General features: G+C 61.2%; 16 protein-coding genes and 1 other RNA gene. 9 read left to right on the top strand and 8 right to left on the bottom strand.

Going from position 1 to position 17,787, the window contains the following annotated elements:
* Positions 1 to 403: 403 nt before the first annotated feature.
* The 5 genes from LH464_RS01370 to LH464_RS01350 all read right to left on the bottom strand — a co-directional run bounded on the left by LH464_RS01370 (position 404) and on the right by LH464_RS01350 (position 5,544).
* Positions 404 to 1,333, bottom strand: coding sequence for a DMT family transporter (locus tag LH464_RS01370; RefSeq protein ID WP_226784551.1), 930 nt, complete (start codon positions 1,331 to 1,333; stop codon positions 404 to 406).
* A 95-nt stretch (positions 1,334 to 1,428) separates the two neighbouring features.
* Complete coding sequence (locus LH464_RS01365; RefSeq protein ID WP_226784550.1) at positions 1,429 to 2,622, bottom strand: lytic murein transglycosylase; 1,194 nt, start codon at positions 2,620 to 2,622, stop codon at positions 1,429 to 1,431.
* A 110-nt stretch (positions 2,623 to 2,732) separates the two neighbouring features.
* Positions 2,733 to 3,515 (bottom strand): glycoside hydrolase family 25 protein, encoded by a 783-nt coding sequence (locus LH464_RS01360; protein WP_226784549.1) that lies wholly within the window; start codon positions 3,513 to 3,515, stop codon positions 2,733 to 2,735.
* 113 nt (positions 3,516 to 3,628) lie between these two features.
* The gene (locus LH464_RS01355; protein ID WP_226784548.1) at positions 3,629 to 4,300 is read right to left on the bottom strand and encodes a class I SAM-dependent methyltransferase; all 672 of its coding nucleotides are present in this window, start codon (positions 4,298 to 4,300) and stop codon (positions 3,629 to 3,631) included.
* Entirely contained in the window at positions 4,297 to 5,544 is a 1,248-nt protein-coding gene (locus tag LH464_RS01350) for a DUF3419 family protein (protein WP_226784547.1), read from the bottom strand. Before LH464_RS01350 ends, LH464_RS01355 begins: the two co-directional genes overlap by 4 nt.
* A 142-nt stretch (positions 5,545 to 5,686) precedes the next feature.
* Here LH464_RS01350 and LH464_RS01345 point away from each other — a divergent pair, with 142 nt between their 5' ends.
* Entirely contained in the window at positions 5,687 to 7,033 is a 1,347-nt protein-coding gene (locus tag LH464_RS01345; protein ID WP_226784546.1) for a serine hydrolase domain-containing protein, read from the top strand.
* Here LH464_RS01345 and LH464_RS01340 read toward each other — a convergent pair whose 3' ends face one another.
* The 3 genes from LH464_RS01340 to LH464_RS01330 form a co-directional block, all read right to left on the bottom strand.
* Complete coding sequence (locus LH464_RS01340; protein ID WP_226784545.1) at positions 7,034 to 8,047, bottom strand: transglycosylase SLT domain-containing protein; 1,014 nt, start codon at positions 8,045 to 8,047, stop codon at positions 7,034 to 7,036.
* Positions 8,048 to 8,144: 97 nt separating this feature from the next.
* Positions 8,145 to 8,780, bottom strand: coding sequence for a LysE family translocator (locus LH464_RS01335; RefSeq protein ID WP_226784544.1), 636 nt, complete (start codon positions 8,778 to 8,780; stop codon positions 8,145 to 8,147).
* Positions 8,781 to 8,817: 37 nt separating this feature from the next.
* Entirely contained in the window at positions 8,818 to 10,029 is a 1,212-nt protein-coding gene (locus tag LH464_RS01330; RefSeq protein ID WP_226784543.1) for a pyrophosphate--fructose-6-phosphate 1-phosphotransferase, read from the bottom strand.
* 387 nt (positions 10,030 to 10,416) lie between these two features.
* On the opposite strand from LH464_RS01330, the gene LH464_RS01325 reads away from it, so the two are divergent.
* From LH464_RS01325 to rsmH, 8 genes are all read left to right on the top strand, one after another.
* Positions 10,417 to 11,157: a J domain-containing protein gene (locus tag LH464_RS01325; RefSeq protein WP_226784542.1), complete on the top strand. Its 741-nt coding sequence runs from the start codon at positions 10,417 to 10,419 to the stop codon at positions 11,155 to 11,157.
* The gene (locus LH464_RS01320) at positions 11,154 to 11,921 is read left to right on the top strand and encodes an N-acetylmuramoyl-L-alanine amidase (protein ID WP_226784541.1); all 768 of its coding nucleotides are present in this window, start codon (positions 11,154 to 11,156) and stop codon (positions 11,919 to 11,921) included. The genes LH464_RS01325 and LH464_RS01320 overlap by 4 nt, the downstream gene beginning before the upstream one ends.
* A 237-nt stretch (positions 11,922 to 12,158) precedes the next feature.
* The gene (locus tag LH464_RS01315; RefSeq protein WP_226784540.1) at positions 12,159 to 12,719 is read left to right on the top strand and encodes a lytic transglycosylase domain-containing protein; all 561 of its coding nucleotides are present in this window, start codon (positions 12,159 to 12,161) and stop codon (positions 12,717 to 12,719) included.
* A 295-nt stretch (positions 12,720 to 13,014) separates the two neighbouring features.
* On the top strand, positions 13,015 to 14,202 hold the full coding sequence (locus LH464_RS01310) for an FAD-dependent oxidoreductase (protein WP_226784539.1): 1,188 nt from the start codon (positions 13,015 to 13,017) through the stop codon (positions 14,200 to 14,202).
* Between the two features lie 8 nt (positions 14,203 to 14,210).
* Complete coding sequence (locus LH464_RS01305) at positions 14,211 to 15,404, top strand: FAD-dependent oxidoreductase (protein ID WP_226784538.1); 1,194 nt, start codon at positions 14,211 to 14,213, stop codon at positions 15,402 to 15,404.
* A 69-nt stretch (positions 15,405 to 15,473) separates the two neighbouring features.
* An RNA gene (gene rnpB / locus LH464_RS01300) (RNase P RNA component class A) lies at positions 15,474 to 15,904 on the top strand.
* Positions 15,905 to 16,311: 407 nt separating this feature from the next.
* The gene (gene mraZ / locus LH464_RS01295) at positions 16,312 to 16,734 is read left to right on the top strand and encodes a division/cell wall cluster transcriptional repressor MraZ (protein WP_226784570.1); all 423 of its coding nucleotides are present in this window, start codon (positions 16,312 to 16,314) and stop codon (positions 16,732 to 16,734) included.
* A gap of 26 nt (positions 16,735 to 16,760) precedes the next feature.
* The gene (gene rsmH / locus LH464_RS01290; protein ID WP_226784537.1) at positions 16,761 to 17,786 is read left to right on the top strand and encodes a 16S rRNA (cytosine(1402)-N(4))-methyltransferase RsmH; all 1,026 of its coding nucleotides are present in this window, start codon (positions 16,761 to 16,763) and stop codon (positions 17,784 to 17,786) included.
* The last annotated feature ends 1 nt before the right edge of the window (position 17,787 follow it).

The raw sequence follows: 17,787 nt of genomic DNA, 5'->3' as shown, positions 1-17,787 counted from the left end.
CGCAGCTCCTAGGAGCTGCGTTTTCAAGAGGTCAAACTGTTATCAGAGTGTCACGGATGCCAGAAATGTCTGGAAGTGGAGAGATTGTGGCGCTCAAATGAAGAGCATGGAAGCCACGAACACAAACGCTGCACCGACTACCAGGACATTAAGAGAATAAACGCGTCCCATGTCTGCCTCCTTGCGTTGACGAGGAAAGTTTATGTCGCTTTTCCGCCACTTGAAAAGCGAATTCTTTGCTGCAGTGCAGCGAGGCTGACGCGGATTTCCTTTTTGTTAGCCTGTTACCGTTTTGAAAGTAAACGATATTCAGGATCTTAACCTTGGTGGATAAAGTGTGAAATTAATATCTCTGCCTGTTAATAACCGACACAATCTGTGAGGTTGTGAAACGGTTTTCCGCCTACGGGCGGCCAGGAACAGACCTGCTTCTCCTGCGCAGGAGCCTTCCATCCAGCAGGAGAAGGCCGATCGCGATGAGCGCCATCCCGGCAATGTCCGTGGCAGCCAGTCGTTCTCCCAGGAAAACAACCCCCAGCAGAATCGCGCTCGGCGGCACGAGCAGCGTCACCAGTGATGTGTTGGTTGCCCCGGCCAGGGTGAGGATCCGGAAGAAGAGAAGATAGGCGAAGGCGGTCGAGACGAGTGCCAGGCCGAGAATAGCCGATACCGCCGCAGTGCTGGGGAAGGTGAGGGACCACGGCTGGTCGGCAATGAGGCACACTGGCAGCATCATCAGCGACGAGGCCGTCAACTGGCCCGTGGCCGTCACCGGCGCCGGAATTTCGCGGAAGCGTTTTCCGAATGTGCCTGCGATCCCGTAGCAGACCGCAGCGAGAACCGGCAGAACAAGAGCCCAAAGGGGCGCATGGGTGGCCGAAGTGATGGCCGGTCCGATCAGTACGACCGTTCCGGCGAGCCCGGTGATGCACCCGGCGACCTTGGCGGTGGTGAGTTTCTCGTCCGCTGTCCAGCGGTTGGCAATCAGCACGGTCCAGATCGGGGTCGTGGCGTTCAGGATGGAGGCGAGACCCGCTCCGATTTCCGTCTGGCCGAAGAAGATCAGCGTGTGCGGCATGGCGTTGTTGATGAGGCCCATGATGGCGAAGGCACGCCAATGGGTACGCAGCATGGAGTAGAGCTGGAAACGCCCTTGGAGGTAGATGTGCAGCGCAACCGCCGCGAGGGAAAGCCTGAGGAAAACGAGCGTGAAGGGCGGGACTTCAAGGACCGCGACGCGCGCGAAGAAGAATGATCCGCCCCAGATCAGACCCAGAAGTAACAGAAGGGCCCATGCCGTCCCGGTCAAACGTTGAGCCGACGCCTGTGCCACGCTGAGTCTCCCTCCCACATCAATCGTTCAAACGTATAGTGGCGCCGGTTTCCCGACGCCACCCAGTTCTTGTAATGCGTATCGCCCTGAGAATACTAGAGTGACTGAAGCAGGTCTGGCGTCGGCCAGCCGTCTGCCGGTATTCCAAGCCGCGCCTGTTCCTTCTGTACTGCACGTCGCGTGCCCGATCCCAGGATGCCGTCGATCTTGCCGACATCGTGGCCGAGAGACTGAAGCTTCGTCTGCAGGGCCTTCATGCCGCCGTCGTCGAGTCCCGTCTGCGGCGTACCTTTCTGGTAGGTGGGGGCGCCCATCAGCCGGGTGGCGAAGTAGGCTGCTGACGTCGTGTAGATGAACGACTGGTTCCACTCGAGGTAGATGTTGAAGTTGGGGTAGGTGAGAAAAGCCGGTCCACTGCGCCCCTGCGGCAGCACCAGCGCGGCAGGCAGCGACCCGAACCCGGTATTGCCGTCGCGCGGGGTGACACCCTGCGCGAACCACTCGCTTGCCGGCATTTCATTGCCCAGCCCACTCTTTTCCCAAGGAAGGTCCGCCGGCAGCGTTACCTCCTGGATCCACGGCTGGCCGGCGTGGAAGCCAAGGCTCTGGATGAACTTGGCAGCGGTCAGGATCGCGTCCGGCCCACTCTGCTTGACGTTCACATGGCCGTCGCCGTCACCATCGATCCCAAAGCTTATGATGTCTTCCGGCAGCATCTGGACCTGGCCGATCTCGCCCGCCCATGCTCCTGTGCTGGTCGATGGTTCGAGATCGCCGTGTTGCACCATTTCGATCAGTGCCAGCAATTGCGGCCGGAACAGCTCCGGGCGGCGGCAGTCGTGGGCCAACGTGACGAGCGCATTGCGGGTGTTGAAGTCACCCTGAACGGCGCCGAAATCGGTTTCCATTGCCCAGAAGGCAGCGATGACGCCGGCCGGAACGCCGAATTCCTGTTCTGCGCGTGCAAAGACATCAGCGTGTTGCTTCATCTTCTGGCGGCCGATGTCGAGCCGGGCCTGGCTTACCGTCCGTTGCGAGAACTCGAGGAAGGTCTGCTTGAACACGCCTTGTGCGCGGTCGCGAGACAGGACCTTCGGGTCGATGCTCGCACCGGCGAGCGCCTTGTCGATCGCATCCGCCGGAATGCCCTTGGCGACAGCCTCGGACTTCACGCCATCCAGAAAGGCGCCGAGATCACCACCGCAGGCCTGTGGGCTCTGGGCCATTGCGGAGGAGGCGAGACATGCGATGGCAAATGCGGAAACGGCCGTGCGGCGGACGAAGGACATCCTGATGCTCCTTGTGAAGAAATTCTTTGCCTGCTCTGGGCACAATTTGTGACCGAAGAGCGGCAAACGCCCAGTCTGCGAATTTACGGTCTTGACCGGCCTCGTCCTCGTCACTCGCTGACGGAGGCGACCCACTTCTGCCAGTTCGTGTGCGTGCCGGCAAAAACATTGATGTCGGTATTGCCCTTGATGCCCGGCACCACACCGGTCGCTGTATACTGCCAGAATTGCCAGCGCCGGGACGCATAGATGTTTTCCGGGTGTGCGGCCGTTGAACGAAGCCAGAAATGGTAATTGTCGAAGTGGCCGACGAGGTTGTCGCGATGGAAATCGACGGTCGTGTAGATGATCGGCTGCTTGCCGTAATGGGCCTGGATACGGTCCATGAACCGCTTCAGTGCAGCGCGCACGGTTACAGCGTCCGGCTGCAGCTTGCAGGTCGGAGACGCATGGTTCCATTCCGCGTCGAGGACCGGCGGAAGGCGCACGGAGGCCTTCGGCACATTGCGGATGAACCAGTCTGCCTGTTCGTCCGCCGTCGAGCAGAAATAGTAGAAGTGGTAGGGCGCGTGGGGAACGCCGGCTGCCGAGGCCTCGCGCCAATTGCGCTCGAAGCTGCTGTCGATCCTGTCCTTGCCCTCCGTCGCCTTGATGAAGGCGAAGGAGACGCCGGACTTCTTTGCGGCGCGCCAGTCGATGTCGCCATTCCACTTGGAAACATCGATCCCGTGCACATCGTGCCGGTGGGGATGGTTGTAGCCGAAGTCGATCGGGTCGTTGTCCTGAAATCTCGGCTTTGCGATCGACGCCGTGTCGAACGCGTCATAGTCCGTCGCGCTGCATCCGCCAAGCAGGAGGGCTGTCGAGAGGAGTACGAACGCAAGCCGCGGCATGGATTTCCCGTTCAGACGCGATGTCAGAAGGCTCACTGCGACAGACGCGAAACAGCAAGCGTGAACCCGCTATTCACCATAACGCCGTAAATATTGCGTTAGGGCAAGACCAACTAGCCGCGTTTGCGCACGATGGCATGCCAAGCGTAGCCGCCGCCGATCTCCTGGAAGATCATGTCGGCATTGGCCTGGACCAATCTGGTTTCCAGCGCGGCGTGAAGTCCTGCCCTTGGCGTGACATGGAATTTCTCGAGCCATGCCTTCAGGGCGCTGCCGAACACGCGCGGCAGGTTCTCCTGCATGCCGAAGTCGACGATGTGGAGCGAACCATGCGGGGCAAGGGCTTCAAGGGCGGCATCAATGGCAGCCTCCCAGTCCGGGATCATCGATAGTGCATAGGAGACCAGAATTCTATCGAAGCCATCGGTGTCGAAATCCGAGGGAGAAAACGTCGTGGCGTCGGCGCGAGCGAAGGTCGGGATGGTGGCGCGACCGGCAAAGCTCCTCCTCGCACTCGCCAGCATTTCGGCGGATATGTCGAGACCATGGAGTTTTGCGTTCGGGTAGAGCCCGTGGGCCTTGATGAGGTTGCGCCCGGTGCCGCAGCCGACGTCCAGCAGGCGGCCGCCGGTCGGAACTTGCAGGTCGCGGATCGCACGGTCGCGCCCAAGCAGGTAGTATTTGCGTGTGAGGTCGTAGACGTGCCGCTGATAGCGATACATCCGGTCCATGCGCTCCGCGTGATCGTTCGCGGCGGGCATGTGGCCGTCCCGTAGATCCGTCATGGGCGCAGCTCGTAGATGTGAAAGCCGCCATAGATCGCGGACCTGTCCTTCTGGTTCAATTCCAGCGATCGCTCGGCAAGATAGGTCCACCGGCGGAGCAGTGGCTCAGACACGCGGCCCTCCAGAATGCTCCGTTCGCCGGCGGTGCGGAAGATCACGCGCGATCCCGGCGTGGCCGTTCGACCGATTTCCGACCACAGGTCGTTCAGCTGCTCGTCGGTCATCCAGTCCTGCGCATCCAATAGCACGTAGCGGTCGACCGAGGTGGCCGGCTTGCGCGCAAGCAGTTCGGTGAAGCTCGCATGGTGCACGCTGACGCGTTCTATGCCGTCACGGATGGCGAGATAGTTCTCGGCGCGCAGATAGGTTGGGAGGCTTCCTTCGTGGGAGGCAGGGTAGCGCCGCGCAAAGGCCTGCCAGGCAAAGTAATTGTCCTGTAGCGGGAAGTGACAGGCGAGCTTTTCTAGGCGCTGACGAAGGATCGGAGCCATCGACCGTGCTTCGGTGCTGCCGGCGAGTTCGTCATACTGCTGCGGTGGAATGCCGAGGCCGAAGAGCGAACTCTTGCGTGCCGTCAGCCAGCGAATGAACGGCTTGTCGAACAGCGGTGCGATTTGCGTGTCGAAGAACTCGCGCTGTTCTCGAACGGAGCGTGACTTGACGAACTGGGTGAGATCGACGCCGTGCAGGCGCGCGAGGATATGTCCCGCCGCGATGAACCGGCCGAGAAGCCCGCTCTTGTAGATATTGTGGTCAAAGGCTTCGATGCGTCGTCGGCCCGTCAGGCCTCGACGCTGCCAGTAGGACCGTGTCGCAGGGTCCAGCCTGCCGGCGAGGAACAGATCGAAGGATGCGCTGTTGCTACGGTTCTGCTCCATGCCGAACAGGCGGACGACGTCTGCATGGGAGGGCAGGTGGCTGAAGGCGGCGAGCTTCAGGCGGTTGAGTGCGATGTGGTGAGGGTTGAGGTCCACCACATCGATCCTTTCGGGGGAACGGCTGAGATAGGCGAGGACGTTACACCCGCCGGAAGCGATGGTGATGACATGATGGCCCGGCTGGAGCGTCATCGCCTCCATGTCGACGTCCGGGTCTTCCCATATCTGCGGGTAGACGAGGCCGGAAAACAGAAGCCCGAACAGCCGCTCGGAGAGACCTTTTTTGCTGAAGGCACGGTGCTGGAGAAGCGCATCCCTGAGCTGCCTGTTGCGAAGGTATCCCGCATCGTGAGCAATTTCAGCCATCATCGGTCCCCACCAAACGTGTCACTGCGGTGTAGAAGCGCGATGCTACAGATTGATGACGCGGCCTGTGCGTAACGGCGGCGGAGGGTTCCTTCGCGCCGCTTTTGCTGATTGCATGGGACACGTCGTTAGAGGAGCAACAATGCGCCGAATCAGTCGGTTCCTGAAGATGGTGGTGAGCGCGGCGTTGGTCGTCGTTCTGGGGCTTGCCCTTTGGCTGGTCCTTGCGCCACCGGCATTGCTCAGGGTCGGCGCGGGCTATACCGCCAAGATCGTCTGTTCCAACGTCTTCCTGGCGGGCCGAGACCCAGAAGAGGTGTTGGCGGTGGACGTTCAGGCGCCGGGCCATCCGTTGCTGCGGCTGACGGATGTGGATGTGGATCGCACCGAAAGACGAGTACGCGCTGCGCTGCTTGGGGTCTTTGCCGCCAACGAGGCCGTGTACCGAGAGGGGCTTGGCTGTGCCGTGGAGCCTGAGGACAGGTCCCCGCTGACGGTGGACCCTGCAGCGGCCGCAGTGCAGGCGAGGGATGCTGGGAAGTCTTGGCCGGAGAGTGAGCAAACGGAGTCTGATCAGCGGATTGCAGCACTTCTTTCAGACGCTGCTTTAACCGGACCGGGCATGCGCGCCGTTATCGTTGTCAGGGGTGGCCGGATCGTCGGGGAGACATACGGGCCCGGCTTTTCCGCAGATACTCCACTTCTGGGCTGGTCGATGACCAAGACGGTCAACGCAGCGCTCGTCGGAACGCTCATGCGGCAAGGCCGCATATCGCTCGAAGACAGATTCCTGCTGCCGCAGTGGCGCGGCGGCGAACGGGAGGAGATCACGCTCGCGCAACTTCTCGCCATGGAGGACGGCCTGGTATCCAACGAGGATTACGGATCGGTCACCGATGTCACCCGCATGCTCTACCTGGAGCCGGACATGGCCGCATTCGCAGCCGATGCGCCGCTGGAGGCAAAGCCCGGTACCCGTTTCAACTATTCATCCGCCACCGCCGTCCTGCTCTCTCGGATCTGGATGGACCGGATAGGGGGACAAGGTGCTGCGCTCGCCTATCCCCGCCAGGCACTGTTCGAGCCGCTGGGAATGTCGAGCGCGGTGATGGAGACGGATGCGACCGGCACGTTTGTCGGCAGCTCCTACATGTACGCGACGGCAAGGGATTGGGCACGCTTCGCCCTGTTTCTCATTCGCGACGGTGTATGGGAAGGCGAACGCCTGTTGCCCGAGGGGTTCGTCGGGATGATGTCCGAACCTACGGAAGCATCCGGAGGACGCTATTCGAAGATGCAGACCTGGGTAGCCGGCCGGACCGAGGCCGGTCTGCCGTCGGATACCTTCTTCCTGCAGGGGCACGATGGCCAGATGATTGCGGTGATACCGTCACTCGACCTTGCAGTCGTTCGTCTCGGGTTGACACCGGGGCGCGGCGACTACGACGCCAAGTGGCTGGCCGAGGAGATCGCGAAGCTGAAGCCGTGACTACTGCTTCAGGACGTGCAGCATACCACGGCGCTTGGCGTCGTAGTAATAGCCACGCGCATAGAGGCGGATAGCGTTGTCGTTGCTGTTATCTGCAACGAGCCATGCGCCACGCAGGTACTTGATCGCGTACTTGAGGTTCGTTTCGGCGTCGAGCAGACCGGCTGGCGGTCCCTCGTAGCCCATGGACTTCGCCGTCGCGTACTTGATCTGCATGAGGCCCCAATAGCCATCCTTGTGATAGGCCTTGGGATCATAGCGGCTTTCGCGATGCACGACGCGATGCACGAGTGATTCCGGTACGCCGTAGAGGCCCGCATACCGCTTGATGAGCTTGGTCAGCTCTGCGGGGCTTGCCGAGGCGGTCTCGGGAAGTGGATCGCCGGGCGCCGGCGGGAATTGTGAACGGGTGTCGACGGCCTGCAACGAGGCTACCGAGGCCGGCCGGCTGGCATAGGCGAGCGCCGGTGCGTCCGGCCGCGGGATGGGGATGACCGACTGAAGCGCCTGCATGTCAGGCGTCAGTTCGTCTTCGTCGAGAGCAATGGCCTGCGCACGCAACTGCGAGGCAGGAACAGCGGCCGGCTGGTTCGCGGTCGGCGTCGGTTGTGCGGCCGCTTCGCTCTTGGTCAGGGCCACCGTTTCGATCGCGCTGGCGGCAGTCGTCGCGGAAAGGGGGGTGGTCGTCGCGTAGGCGACCTGGGGCGCCATCTGAGGCGATGCCATGGCGGCGTTCTGTACCGGCACGACGGAATTGGTGTCGGGAACCGAAATGGATATGCGGCCGGTCTTGGTGAGCGCAACGCTTTCCAAGGCGCCGACGGCCGATCCGGCGGTCTCTGTTGCCGACGCGTCCGCTGTCGTGGCGTTTGCCGATTCCGTTGCGGGCAGTGCTGATGTCTGTGACAGGCGGGCCGTCTTGCTCGACGGCTCTACACTTGAGCAGCCCGCTAGAGCGGACGTCACGGCGAGCGAAACGAACGCCGAGCGGGTCAGGAACCGGTTTATCGCCATTGGGTCGCTCTCATGATTTTTGTTTGTCCCCAGCCGCCCAAAACGCCACCGAACAGGAAATTATTTAACCGATTGCCGTGAGGTGGGCAAGCCGGACCTATGCGGCAATGCGCCGATAGCCGGCGCTGACGGCGCGTCGCGCTATGAATCGGGTACCCAGCTTGCGCGAAGCTGGGCTCATTGCCTTTTTCCGGCGCAGCCTGTTCAGCGACCAGTGCGGAAAGGCTGCGTGGATGGCGGAGCCCCCAATCGCGGCGAAGAAGAACACGGCGGGCATCTCCATCAGTGCTGGCTGGAGTGCCGTCGCCGGCCCAATGAATTGCAGCAGGAAGGCTGCTGTCAGAGCGACGTATCGAGGTGTTTTCAGGCAACCCGAAACGAAGTGGACGAAAATCCGCAGCGCGTTCTGCTCAGGCAGGTTGTCGTTATCCGAGACCGGGCCGCGAACACTCGGGTCTTGGAACGACCAGAGGACATAGAACATCAGGTAGGCGATACCCAGCCAGGACAGGGCGCCCAGGGCTCCAGGAAGCGCGACGGCAATTGCCGTCAACGGGAGTGCGGCGAGCGTCAGCGCCGCCGTCATGCCCAAAGACATGCCCGCAAGGGTCGCAAATGCGGTTCTGCGACCCTTCTGCAGCGAAAACCGCGCGACGAGCGCGGTCAGAGGGCTGGGCAGCAGAACGAGGAAGATCGCCGCTGCGCCAAAGGCAATCAGGGTCTCCAACGTCATCGCTACCTCCCGGCTATTCTGTGTCTGCGTGCGTCGATCAGGCGGCTTCGAACGGCTGGCCGATGAAGTCCATGACCTCGCCGAACCATTTTGCCGAGAGATCGAAGTGTTTTCCACCCTTAATTCTCGGAAATTCGATTACCCTCAGTCGTCCACCCTTGTCATCGTCATGGCCGGTCACGCCGGAGACCTTGTTCAGCGCGCTTTCGACCGCCAGATCGACCATGCTCTGGATCAGCCGCAGGTCACCCGGGTTGGCGGGAGCCGAGCGGGCGAAATAGCCCGATTTCTGGACCATGGACCGTTCCGACTTGAGCCGATCGGCGAAGTGCTTCTGGAACCAGTTGCCGACATTGATGGTGTCGATCTTCACATGGCCGAAAGCGTCGCGCTTCACCGCTTCGCCTGCTGCTTCCCGTTCCGTTACGATCGCATCGAGGCACGCGCCTTCCGAAACGAAGAGGGTCACGTAGCCGCGCTCGTCCATGATGCGGCTGAGGCGATCAGCCTCCTTTTCGAGATCGAATTTCATCTCGGGAAGATACAGGCCGTCGATGTTCTTCATCTCGGTGTTCATCATCAGCCCCTCGACATATTTATTGCCCTTGGTGCGCTCGATGTATTTGCGTGCGGTTGCCGCGGTCAGCCAGCCGCTGTGACGGCCCATGACCTCATGGATGACGAGGGTGCGCGGCGCGGCGCTCTGCTCGTTGCTGACGTGATCGAAGAAATGCGCACCGACTTCCGCTGCGGTCCAGGCGCCGAGCGACTGGCGGATCGGCACGATGTCATTGTCGACCGTCTTGGGCAGGCCGACCACGGTCAGGTCGTAGCCGTTGGCGCCGAGATAGGCTGCAAGATCGGCGGCCGTCGTATTGGTGTCGTCGCCACCGATGGTGTGAAGGATGGTGATGCCGTCCTGGGCAAGGCGATCGGCCGCCACCTGCAGCGGGTTCTGGCCCTCCTTCACCAAGCCGCGCTTGATGCAGTCCGCGGTATTGGTCAGCTTGACGCGGCTATTGCCGATCGGGGAGCCGCCGTAGCGATGGAGAAGGTGGGCGGATTCGCGCATGTCGGCGGTGATTTCGATGCTGTCGCCCTTCAGCAGCCCCTGGTAGCCGGAGCGATAGGCAACCAGTTCGATCTCCGGTGCGATGTCGCTGTAGCGCTCGATGAGGCCGCCGACTGCGGATGAAAGGCAGGGAGCAAGTCCCCCGGCAGTCAACATCGCCACTTTCTGCTTCGCCATGGTCTTCTCCTTACAAGCTTCTCATATGTGCGAATGGATGGAGGAGAGAGCTAGGGCTGTAAAGTGGATTTCTCAAGAAAAACGGGCATTTCCGGCAAACATGCCGCATCTTCATTTGGTCAGGTTCGATCTAATCGTTTCAATTCCATTTCCGCCGGGCGTGCCGGTGGAGACGACCCACAGCCGCCCCGGCAGGACGGTGGCGATTCCATTTCGATATCCGCAACCCTTGCCGACAGACGTATCGGCCAATGAAAGCTGATCGGGTATGGAACGACCCTGTGCGCCGCCGGTTGGGGTGTTTGTTCAGGAAAGATGAACATAGTTTAATCTTTTCAGGGCACTCCGCCACCTTGCCTTCCATGCGATAATCTGGTCATTTGCGGCATGCTTTTCGATTTCTCCTGCTTCCAGATCTCGTCCCTGTGGGACAGGCTCCTCGGTGCCGTCGGCGATGCTGCCGGAAACGTGCTCGGCCGCGTCATCGATGCGATTCGAACTCTTTTCGAAGGCGACCCCGAAACGCGCCGCCAGGTTTCGTTCTCTGTCGCCATCATCGCGCTGTCCGCAAAGATGGCGAAAGCCGACGGCGTTGTGACGGAAAAGGAGGTCGATGCCTTCCGCCAGATCTTCGATTTCCCCGAGGAAGAAGCGCGCAATGTCGCACGCCTCTATAATCTCGCCCGTCAGGATATCGCCGGTTACGACGCCTATGCGTCGAAGCTTGCCAACCTGTGCGGGAGTGGCGGCACGAACTGCCCGATGCTCGAGAATGTCATCGACGGCCTGTTCCATATCGCCAAGGCAGATGGATTGGTGCATGAAAAGGAACTGGCCTTCCTTGCCCGGATTGCGGAGATCTTCGGGATCGACGAAGAACATTTCCGGCGCATCATGGCCCGCCATGTGCATCTCGAGGGACGCGATCCGTACCTGATACTCGGTGTTTCTCCGGGGGACGAGTTTTCCGAAATTCGCAAGATCTATCGTCGCCTGGTTTCGGAACACCATCCCGACCGGCTGATTGCTCGCGGCGTGCCCGCGGCATTGCATGCGGCAGCCAATGAACGTATGGCAGCGCTGAATGCGGCCTACGCCGCGATTGAGAAAGAGCGCCGCGCTGCATGAGTGAGTTTGTCGCCGATTTTTCCGGCGCAATGGTTACATCGTCGCCGAACCATGGACCCCGCGTCGACGGACGTGCACCCGATATGATCGTGCTGCACTATACCGGCATGCCGGACGACGATCAGGCGCACTCCTGGCTTTGCAATCCCGACAGCCAGGTATCAAGTCACTATTTCGTCCATCAGGACGGGCGCGTCCTTCAACTCGTGCCGGAAAGCGCTCGGGCCTGGCATTCGGGCAAGAGCTGCTGGTCTGGTGAGCGCGACATCAATTCCGCCGCCATCGGTATCGAGATCGCCAACCCTGGACATCCGGGCGGTCTCCCGTTTTTCCCCCCAGTGCAGATCCAGGCAGTCGTCGAATTGTGTCGTGATTGCGGCCAACGGTGGCAGATTGCCCCCGAACGGGTGCTCGGACACTCGGATGTCGCGCCAATTCGCAAGGTTGATCCGGGCGAAAATTTCCCCTGGGCCGAGTTGCACGTGGCAGGGATCGGTCACTGGGTGGAACCGGCGCCGGTCGGGGGCGGGCGGTTCTTCCAGCGAGGCGAGACGGGGCAACCCATCGAAGCGCTGCAGTCCATGTTGTCGCTTTATGGTTACGATATTGAAATCACGGGGAACTTCTGTGAGCGCACCAAGGGCGTTATCGAGGCTTTCCAGCGCCATTTCCGCCCGCAAAAGGTTGACGGCATCGCCGATATTTCGACGATCGACACTCTTCACAGACTGATCGCATCGCTGCCGAAGTATAACCAAGTCTAACGTCGTTCACGGCGTCTGGTTCCCGCGGTTTTGCATAAAAAACCTGCGGTGCCACATCATCTCCTCATTGCAGCGTTTAAAAATCAAGCCATCGACGTGGCCGCCACCAGACGGGCGGGAGGCCACATACATCAGTGAAATGGGATGCTTTCCCACTGTCGCCGCGTCTGAATGACGGGGCGGGCAGAGGCTTGCCATGGCCGGAAGCATCTTGGAATTCGGAGAGACTTCCTTAAAATGAAAAGATCTATTGTTGCTGCTGCGGCAGTCGCTGCGATGCTTGTTGCTGTTCCTCAGGGTTCGTTCGCCGGTGAGGACAAGGCCGAGGCAAAGGCCAAGACCAAGACCGTCGCGCTTCAGTCCAAGGTCAGCAAGTCGGGCTATGCCTCGCCTGGCAATGCACTGTCGGAGGCTGCAAAGTCGACCAAGCCGTATTCAAAGATCATCGTCAAGTTTGCCAAGCAATACGGCGTGCCGGTTGATCTGGCCCATGCCGTCGTCGAAGTCGAAAGCAACTTCAACCCGAAGGCCCGTGGCCGCGCCGGGGAAGTGGGGCTTATGCAGATCAAGCCGGCCACCGCGCGGATGATGGGCTACAAGGGAAGCGTCAAGAACCTCTACCATCCGGAAACGAACATTGAGTTCGGTATGAAATATCTGGCGGCAGCGCATGAACTTGGCGGCGGCGAGACCTGCGGCACCATCCTCAAGTACAATGCCGGCCATGGCGCAAAGCGTATGAACCCGGTTTCCAAGCAGTATTGCGGCAAGGTCCAGGCGCTGCTCGCCTCTTCCTGACCGTTCCCCCTGTGCGAGTGCGGAACGTAACCGACCAAACCCCTACGCTGGCGGCAGGCAGCCTAGCCTTCCTGTCGACATCGGACAGTCTATTGGAGATCGCAGCGGCCGACACGTTCGGACGTTGCCTGACTTCCGCTGATTGCCAACGGTGACGGCGCTGGCAATCTTACTTTAGGCCGTGCGGGCAGGCAGGCCAACTGGCAGCAGGGTGAAATCACTCTGGCAATTCGATTCCGGAAACGGTTAGAACTCTCTACAGGCAAAGAGTTTTCCGGAATCGAGCAGGCGGCGGATGGTAGTGGAATTCAAGTATATCGTGATCGGCGGCGGCATGATGGGTGCGGCGGCCGCTCGATATCTCTCTCAACGATCCGATGGCGTCGCGCTGATCGGTCCCCAAGAGCCGCAGGACTACCAGTCCCATGCGGGCGTCTTCGCCAGCCACTACGACGAGGCGCGTATAACCCGTCGCTTCGACGCCGATCTCCTCTGGGCCAGTTTTGCCGAACGCTCGATCGATCGCTACCGGGAGATCGAGGATGCTAGCGGAATTCCTTTCTACTCAGAGGCCGGTTGCCTCTTCGCAGGGCCGCAACCGCGTTCCGACGCAGATTATCTCTATCGTGCCACCGGCATTGCCAGGTCGATGGGGCTCGATGTCGAAAAGCTGCAGAGCACGTCGTTGCAATCTCGCTTTCCGCAATTCGCCTTTCCTTCGCATGTCATGGGGTATTACGAGCCCACGCACGCGGGCCATATCAATCCTCGCGCGCTCGTCCGGGCGCAGACCGTTCTCGCAAGGCGGGGCGGCGTGTCGCATATCGACGCGGTGGTTACGGCTGTTCGCGACGAGGGGTCCCGTGTGTGCGTCGAGGCCGCCGGCGAGACCTACCACGCCGAACGCGTCCTGATCGCTGCCGGCGCTTTCAGCAACATCAACAACCTTTTGCCGCGCGCGCTCGACATGCGGGCGGCGCCACGCACGGTCGTGTTCTTCGAACTGGGTGATGCCGCGCTTGAGGTGTTCGGCAAGATGCCTTCGACGATCGTATTCACCGATCGCGAGGAGGATCATGTCTACATCCTTCCACCGGTCCGCTATCCGGACGGAAAGACCTACCTCAAGCTGGGCGGGGATATCGAGACGGGAGATCTCACCCGCCTTGAGGACCTGCAGGCCTGGTTCCGTTCCTCGGGCAATTCGGCCGAGCGCGAGCGATTGATTGAAACGGCGCTGCAACTGATGCCTGCACTTGCCGGATGCCCGACATCCTCTGCCGCCTGCGTGGCGAGCTTTACGCCGACCGGTCGCCCCTATGCCGGCTTCACCGGTTCGTCGCGCGTCGCGGTCCTGACGGGTGGCAACTTCGTGGCGGCCAAATCGTCCGACGAACTGGGCCGGCTCGGTTCGGTCCTGCTGCTCGAAGGAGGCTTGGGCGAGGACGACTTCGGAAGTCTGATGATACCAGGATACAGGTAGCGCCATCCATGACGAAGCACTTCAAGTTCGTCATCGTCGGGGCAGGGATGATGGGGGCCGCCGCCGCCCGGCATCTGTCGCAATGGACGGATGGGGTGGCCCTCATAGGGCCTGGCGAACCGGTCGATTGCCAGAACCATGCGGGTGTGTTCGCGAGCCATTACGACGAGGCCCGTATCACGCGCACGATCGACCCCGACGCGGTGTGGGCGCGTCTGGCGAACCGATCCATCGCGCGCTACGAGGAGATTGCCGTTCAGAGCGGCATCGGCTTCTACACGGAAGCCGGATGCCTGATCGTCGGACCCAAGCGGACAGAAGCCCCGTCCTATGTCGGCGACGTGCTGGCGGCCGCCGGGCGCCTGGATATCGCCACTGAAATTCTCGATGACATGGCGCTGCGGCGCCGGTTCTCCTGCTTCGCCTTTCCCGAGGCGAGCGAAGGTGTCTGGGAGGCAAAGAGCGCGGGCCACATCAACCCGCGCCGTCTCGTGAAGGCGCAAACGCTGCTTGCCGAGCGACAGGGCTGCGCCATCATTCGCGAGACAGTGGCGGCAATTCGCGACGAGGGTCGTCAAGCAACGGTGGTGACCGCTGAAGGAAACGCGTACTCGACCGACAAGGTTCTGGTGGCGGCCGGCGGCTTTTCGATCAACGAAGCGCTTTTGCCGCGCCGCCTCGACCTCAAGGTCTATGCGCGCACCGTCGCCTTCTATGAGGTGGACGAGGAGGCGATGGAGATCTGGGGCAGGGTGCCGTCGCTGATCTGGAACTGGAGCGAGGCCGACGACGGCATCTATCTGTTGCCGCCGGTTCGCTATCCGGACGGCAAGATCTACCTGAAGATCGGTGGCGATCCCGATGACCTGGCTCTGGAACAGGAGGCGGATATCCGCGCCTGGTTCCGTTCAGGTGGCCGCGAAAGCACGCACCGGCACCTCACGCGGGTGATGGAGCGGCTGATGCCGAAGCTCGATCTATCGCGCACCTCGATGGCTGCCTGCGTCACCTCGTTCACGCCAACCGGTTATCCGGCGATTTCGATGTCCGGCTCTGAGAGAATCGGCGTCCTGTCCGGTGGCTGCGGGGCGGCGGCGAAGAGTTCCGACGAGATCGGACGCCTCGGCGCCGAACTGGTCTTCCACGGCGCGATCCGCGATGAGGCCTATGCGAGCGACTTTGCGGCGCACTTTTTGACGTGATGCCTGAAGTGAGGCGCGTCTGATGTTTCCTCTGGCATTCCTGATCCATCTCGACTATTTCACCGCTTGCCAGTTGGCCGGGCAGCCGCGCTTTACCAATGCCGAAAGGCGGTAGGGTGAGGAAAGTCCGGGCTCCACGGAAACACGGTGCCGGATAACGTCCGGCGGGGGCGACCCTAGGGAAAGTGCCACAGAAAGTATACCGCCCCGCCTGCTGTACCGCCCCATCCGGGGCGGCAGAGTTGGCGGGGTAAGGGTGAAAGGGTGGGGTAAGAGCCCACCGCGTCGCTGGCAACAGGGACGGCACGGTAAACCCCACCGGGAGCAAGACCGAATAGGGATGACGCGAGGCGCTTCGGTGCCCACAGCCGGTTTCCAGGCCAGTCATCCGGGTGGGTTGCGCGAGGCGATGTGCAAGCATCGTCCCAGATGAATGGCTGCCGCGTCCCGGTGCTCGCATCGGGGCCTTACAGAACCCGGCTTACAGGCCAACTGGCACTTTTTTCCTTTTCCGCCACGGGCAGCGTCGATGCGGCGCTCGACCCGCGGTCGATGAATTGGAAACGTAAGTTATTTCAATTTCTTGCGGACTATTTTGATCCCTTTGTGCCGGGTTCCGGAACTGCTTTGCAGATGTCCGTTACTAACCCTTTGTTAAACTTAACAGCACATAAATAAATGATGTTGCGGCCCTGCTGCGGGGCCTCCTCCCATTGACGCCCATATGGTCCCATGTTATCCCATAAGCATACTGTTCTGGGGCGAGTGAATGCCCCTCAATCACAGAGGTTCGGTCGCTCCAACGAGCGGATGCATATCCGTATCGCGGGCGAGGCTTTGTCTGGTTCAGTCGTGTGCCGTGGGTGCGGTTTTGCCCTGAGGAGCAACGGAGCGGACGTTTGCAGTGATGAACCGCTTCCTGTCGAATGCGACCAATCGAATCGATGCCAAGGGGCGGGTTTCCGTTCCGGCGAGCTTTCGGTCCGTCTTGGGCGAGAGGGGGATTCGGGAGCTTTATTGTCTCCAGGATTTCAATTATCCGGCGATCAGTATCGGCGGTCCGGATCTGCTCGATCGATACGAGCGGCAGATTGCGTCCGTCGATCCGTTTTCGCCGGAGGCGAACAGGATGTCGCTGCTGGTTCACGGCGGCGGGGTCTTCATGAGGCTCGATGCGGAGGGCCGGCTGATGGTTACGGATTTTATCCGGGACTTCACGGGCATCAGTACGGAAGTTACCTTCGTCGGGCGCTCGGATCATTTTCAACTTTGGCAGCCGCGGGCGTTTCAAGAGGCGCAGGCGGCGGCAAGAGAGGGGCGCTTCGGATAGCGTCCCGCTTAGGACGGGGGAACGGAATGGTGGCGAATCTAGGTGGAGGCAAGCCCGAAGCCGAAGGCGGACCGGTTCGCCACATTCCTGTTCTTCTCTCGCAGGTGCTGGAGGCGCTTGATCCCCAGCCCGGCCACGTCATCCTGGATGGTACGTTCGGCGCAGGCGGCTACACATCGGCAATCCTCCTGGCCGGCGCCAGCGTGATCGCTCTTGACAGGGATCCGGCGGCGATCGCAGGCGGGCGGGCCATGGTAGACGCCAGTGCCGGCAAGCTATCCCTCATTCACTCGCAATTCTCCGATCTGGCAGAGTATGCGCCAGCCGAGGGGCTGGACGGCGTCGTTCTCGATATCGGCGTTTCCTCCATGCAGATCGACGAGGCCGAACGCGGCTTCTCCTTCCAGAGAAACGGGCCACTCGACATGCGCATGTCGGGCGCCGGTGTTTCCGCCGCCGACGTGGTCAATCGTACGAAGGTCGGCGACCTTATTCGCATCTTCGGATTTCTAGGCGAGGAAAAGCACTCCGGCCGCATCGCGCGGGCGATCGAGAAGCGTCGCGCCACGGAGCCTTTCACCACCACACGCGATCTCGCAAACCTCATCGAAAGCGTCAATCCACGCAAGGCCAAGGACAAGATCCATCCCGCGACCCGCGTCTTCCAGGCGCTGCGCATCTTCGTCAACGATGAGCTTGGCGAACTGGCGCAAGCGCTGTTTGCCGCCGAACGGGCGCTGAAGCCGGGTGGCCGCCTGGTCGTCGTAACCTTTCATTCGCTCGAAGACCGCATCGTCAAGAAGTTCTTCGCCGATCGTTCCGGGCGGGCTTCCGGATCGCGGCACATGCCGATGGTCGAAGAGAAGGCGGCGATCTTCGAGCCTGTCGGCAAGGGCGTTGCTGTCGCGACCGAGGACGAGGCAGAGCAAAATCCACGCGCCCGTTCCGCGAAGCTCCGGGCCGGCCGGCGTACCGATGCGCCGGCGCGTCCTGTGGATCTGTCCATCTTCGACCTTCCCGATCTCGCCAGCCTTGCAAAGATGGGGGGCTAAG

It is taken from the genome of Pseudorhizobium xiangyangii, from assembly GCF_020531965.1.
Lineage (GTDB): Bacteria > Pseudomonadota > Alphaproteobacteria > Rhizobiales > Rhizobiaceae > Neorhizobium > Neorhizobium xiangyangii.
The sequence above is the reverse complement of the archived record's forward strand: the minus strand, read 5'-3'. Positions and strand labels throughout refer to the sequence as shown.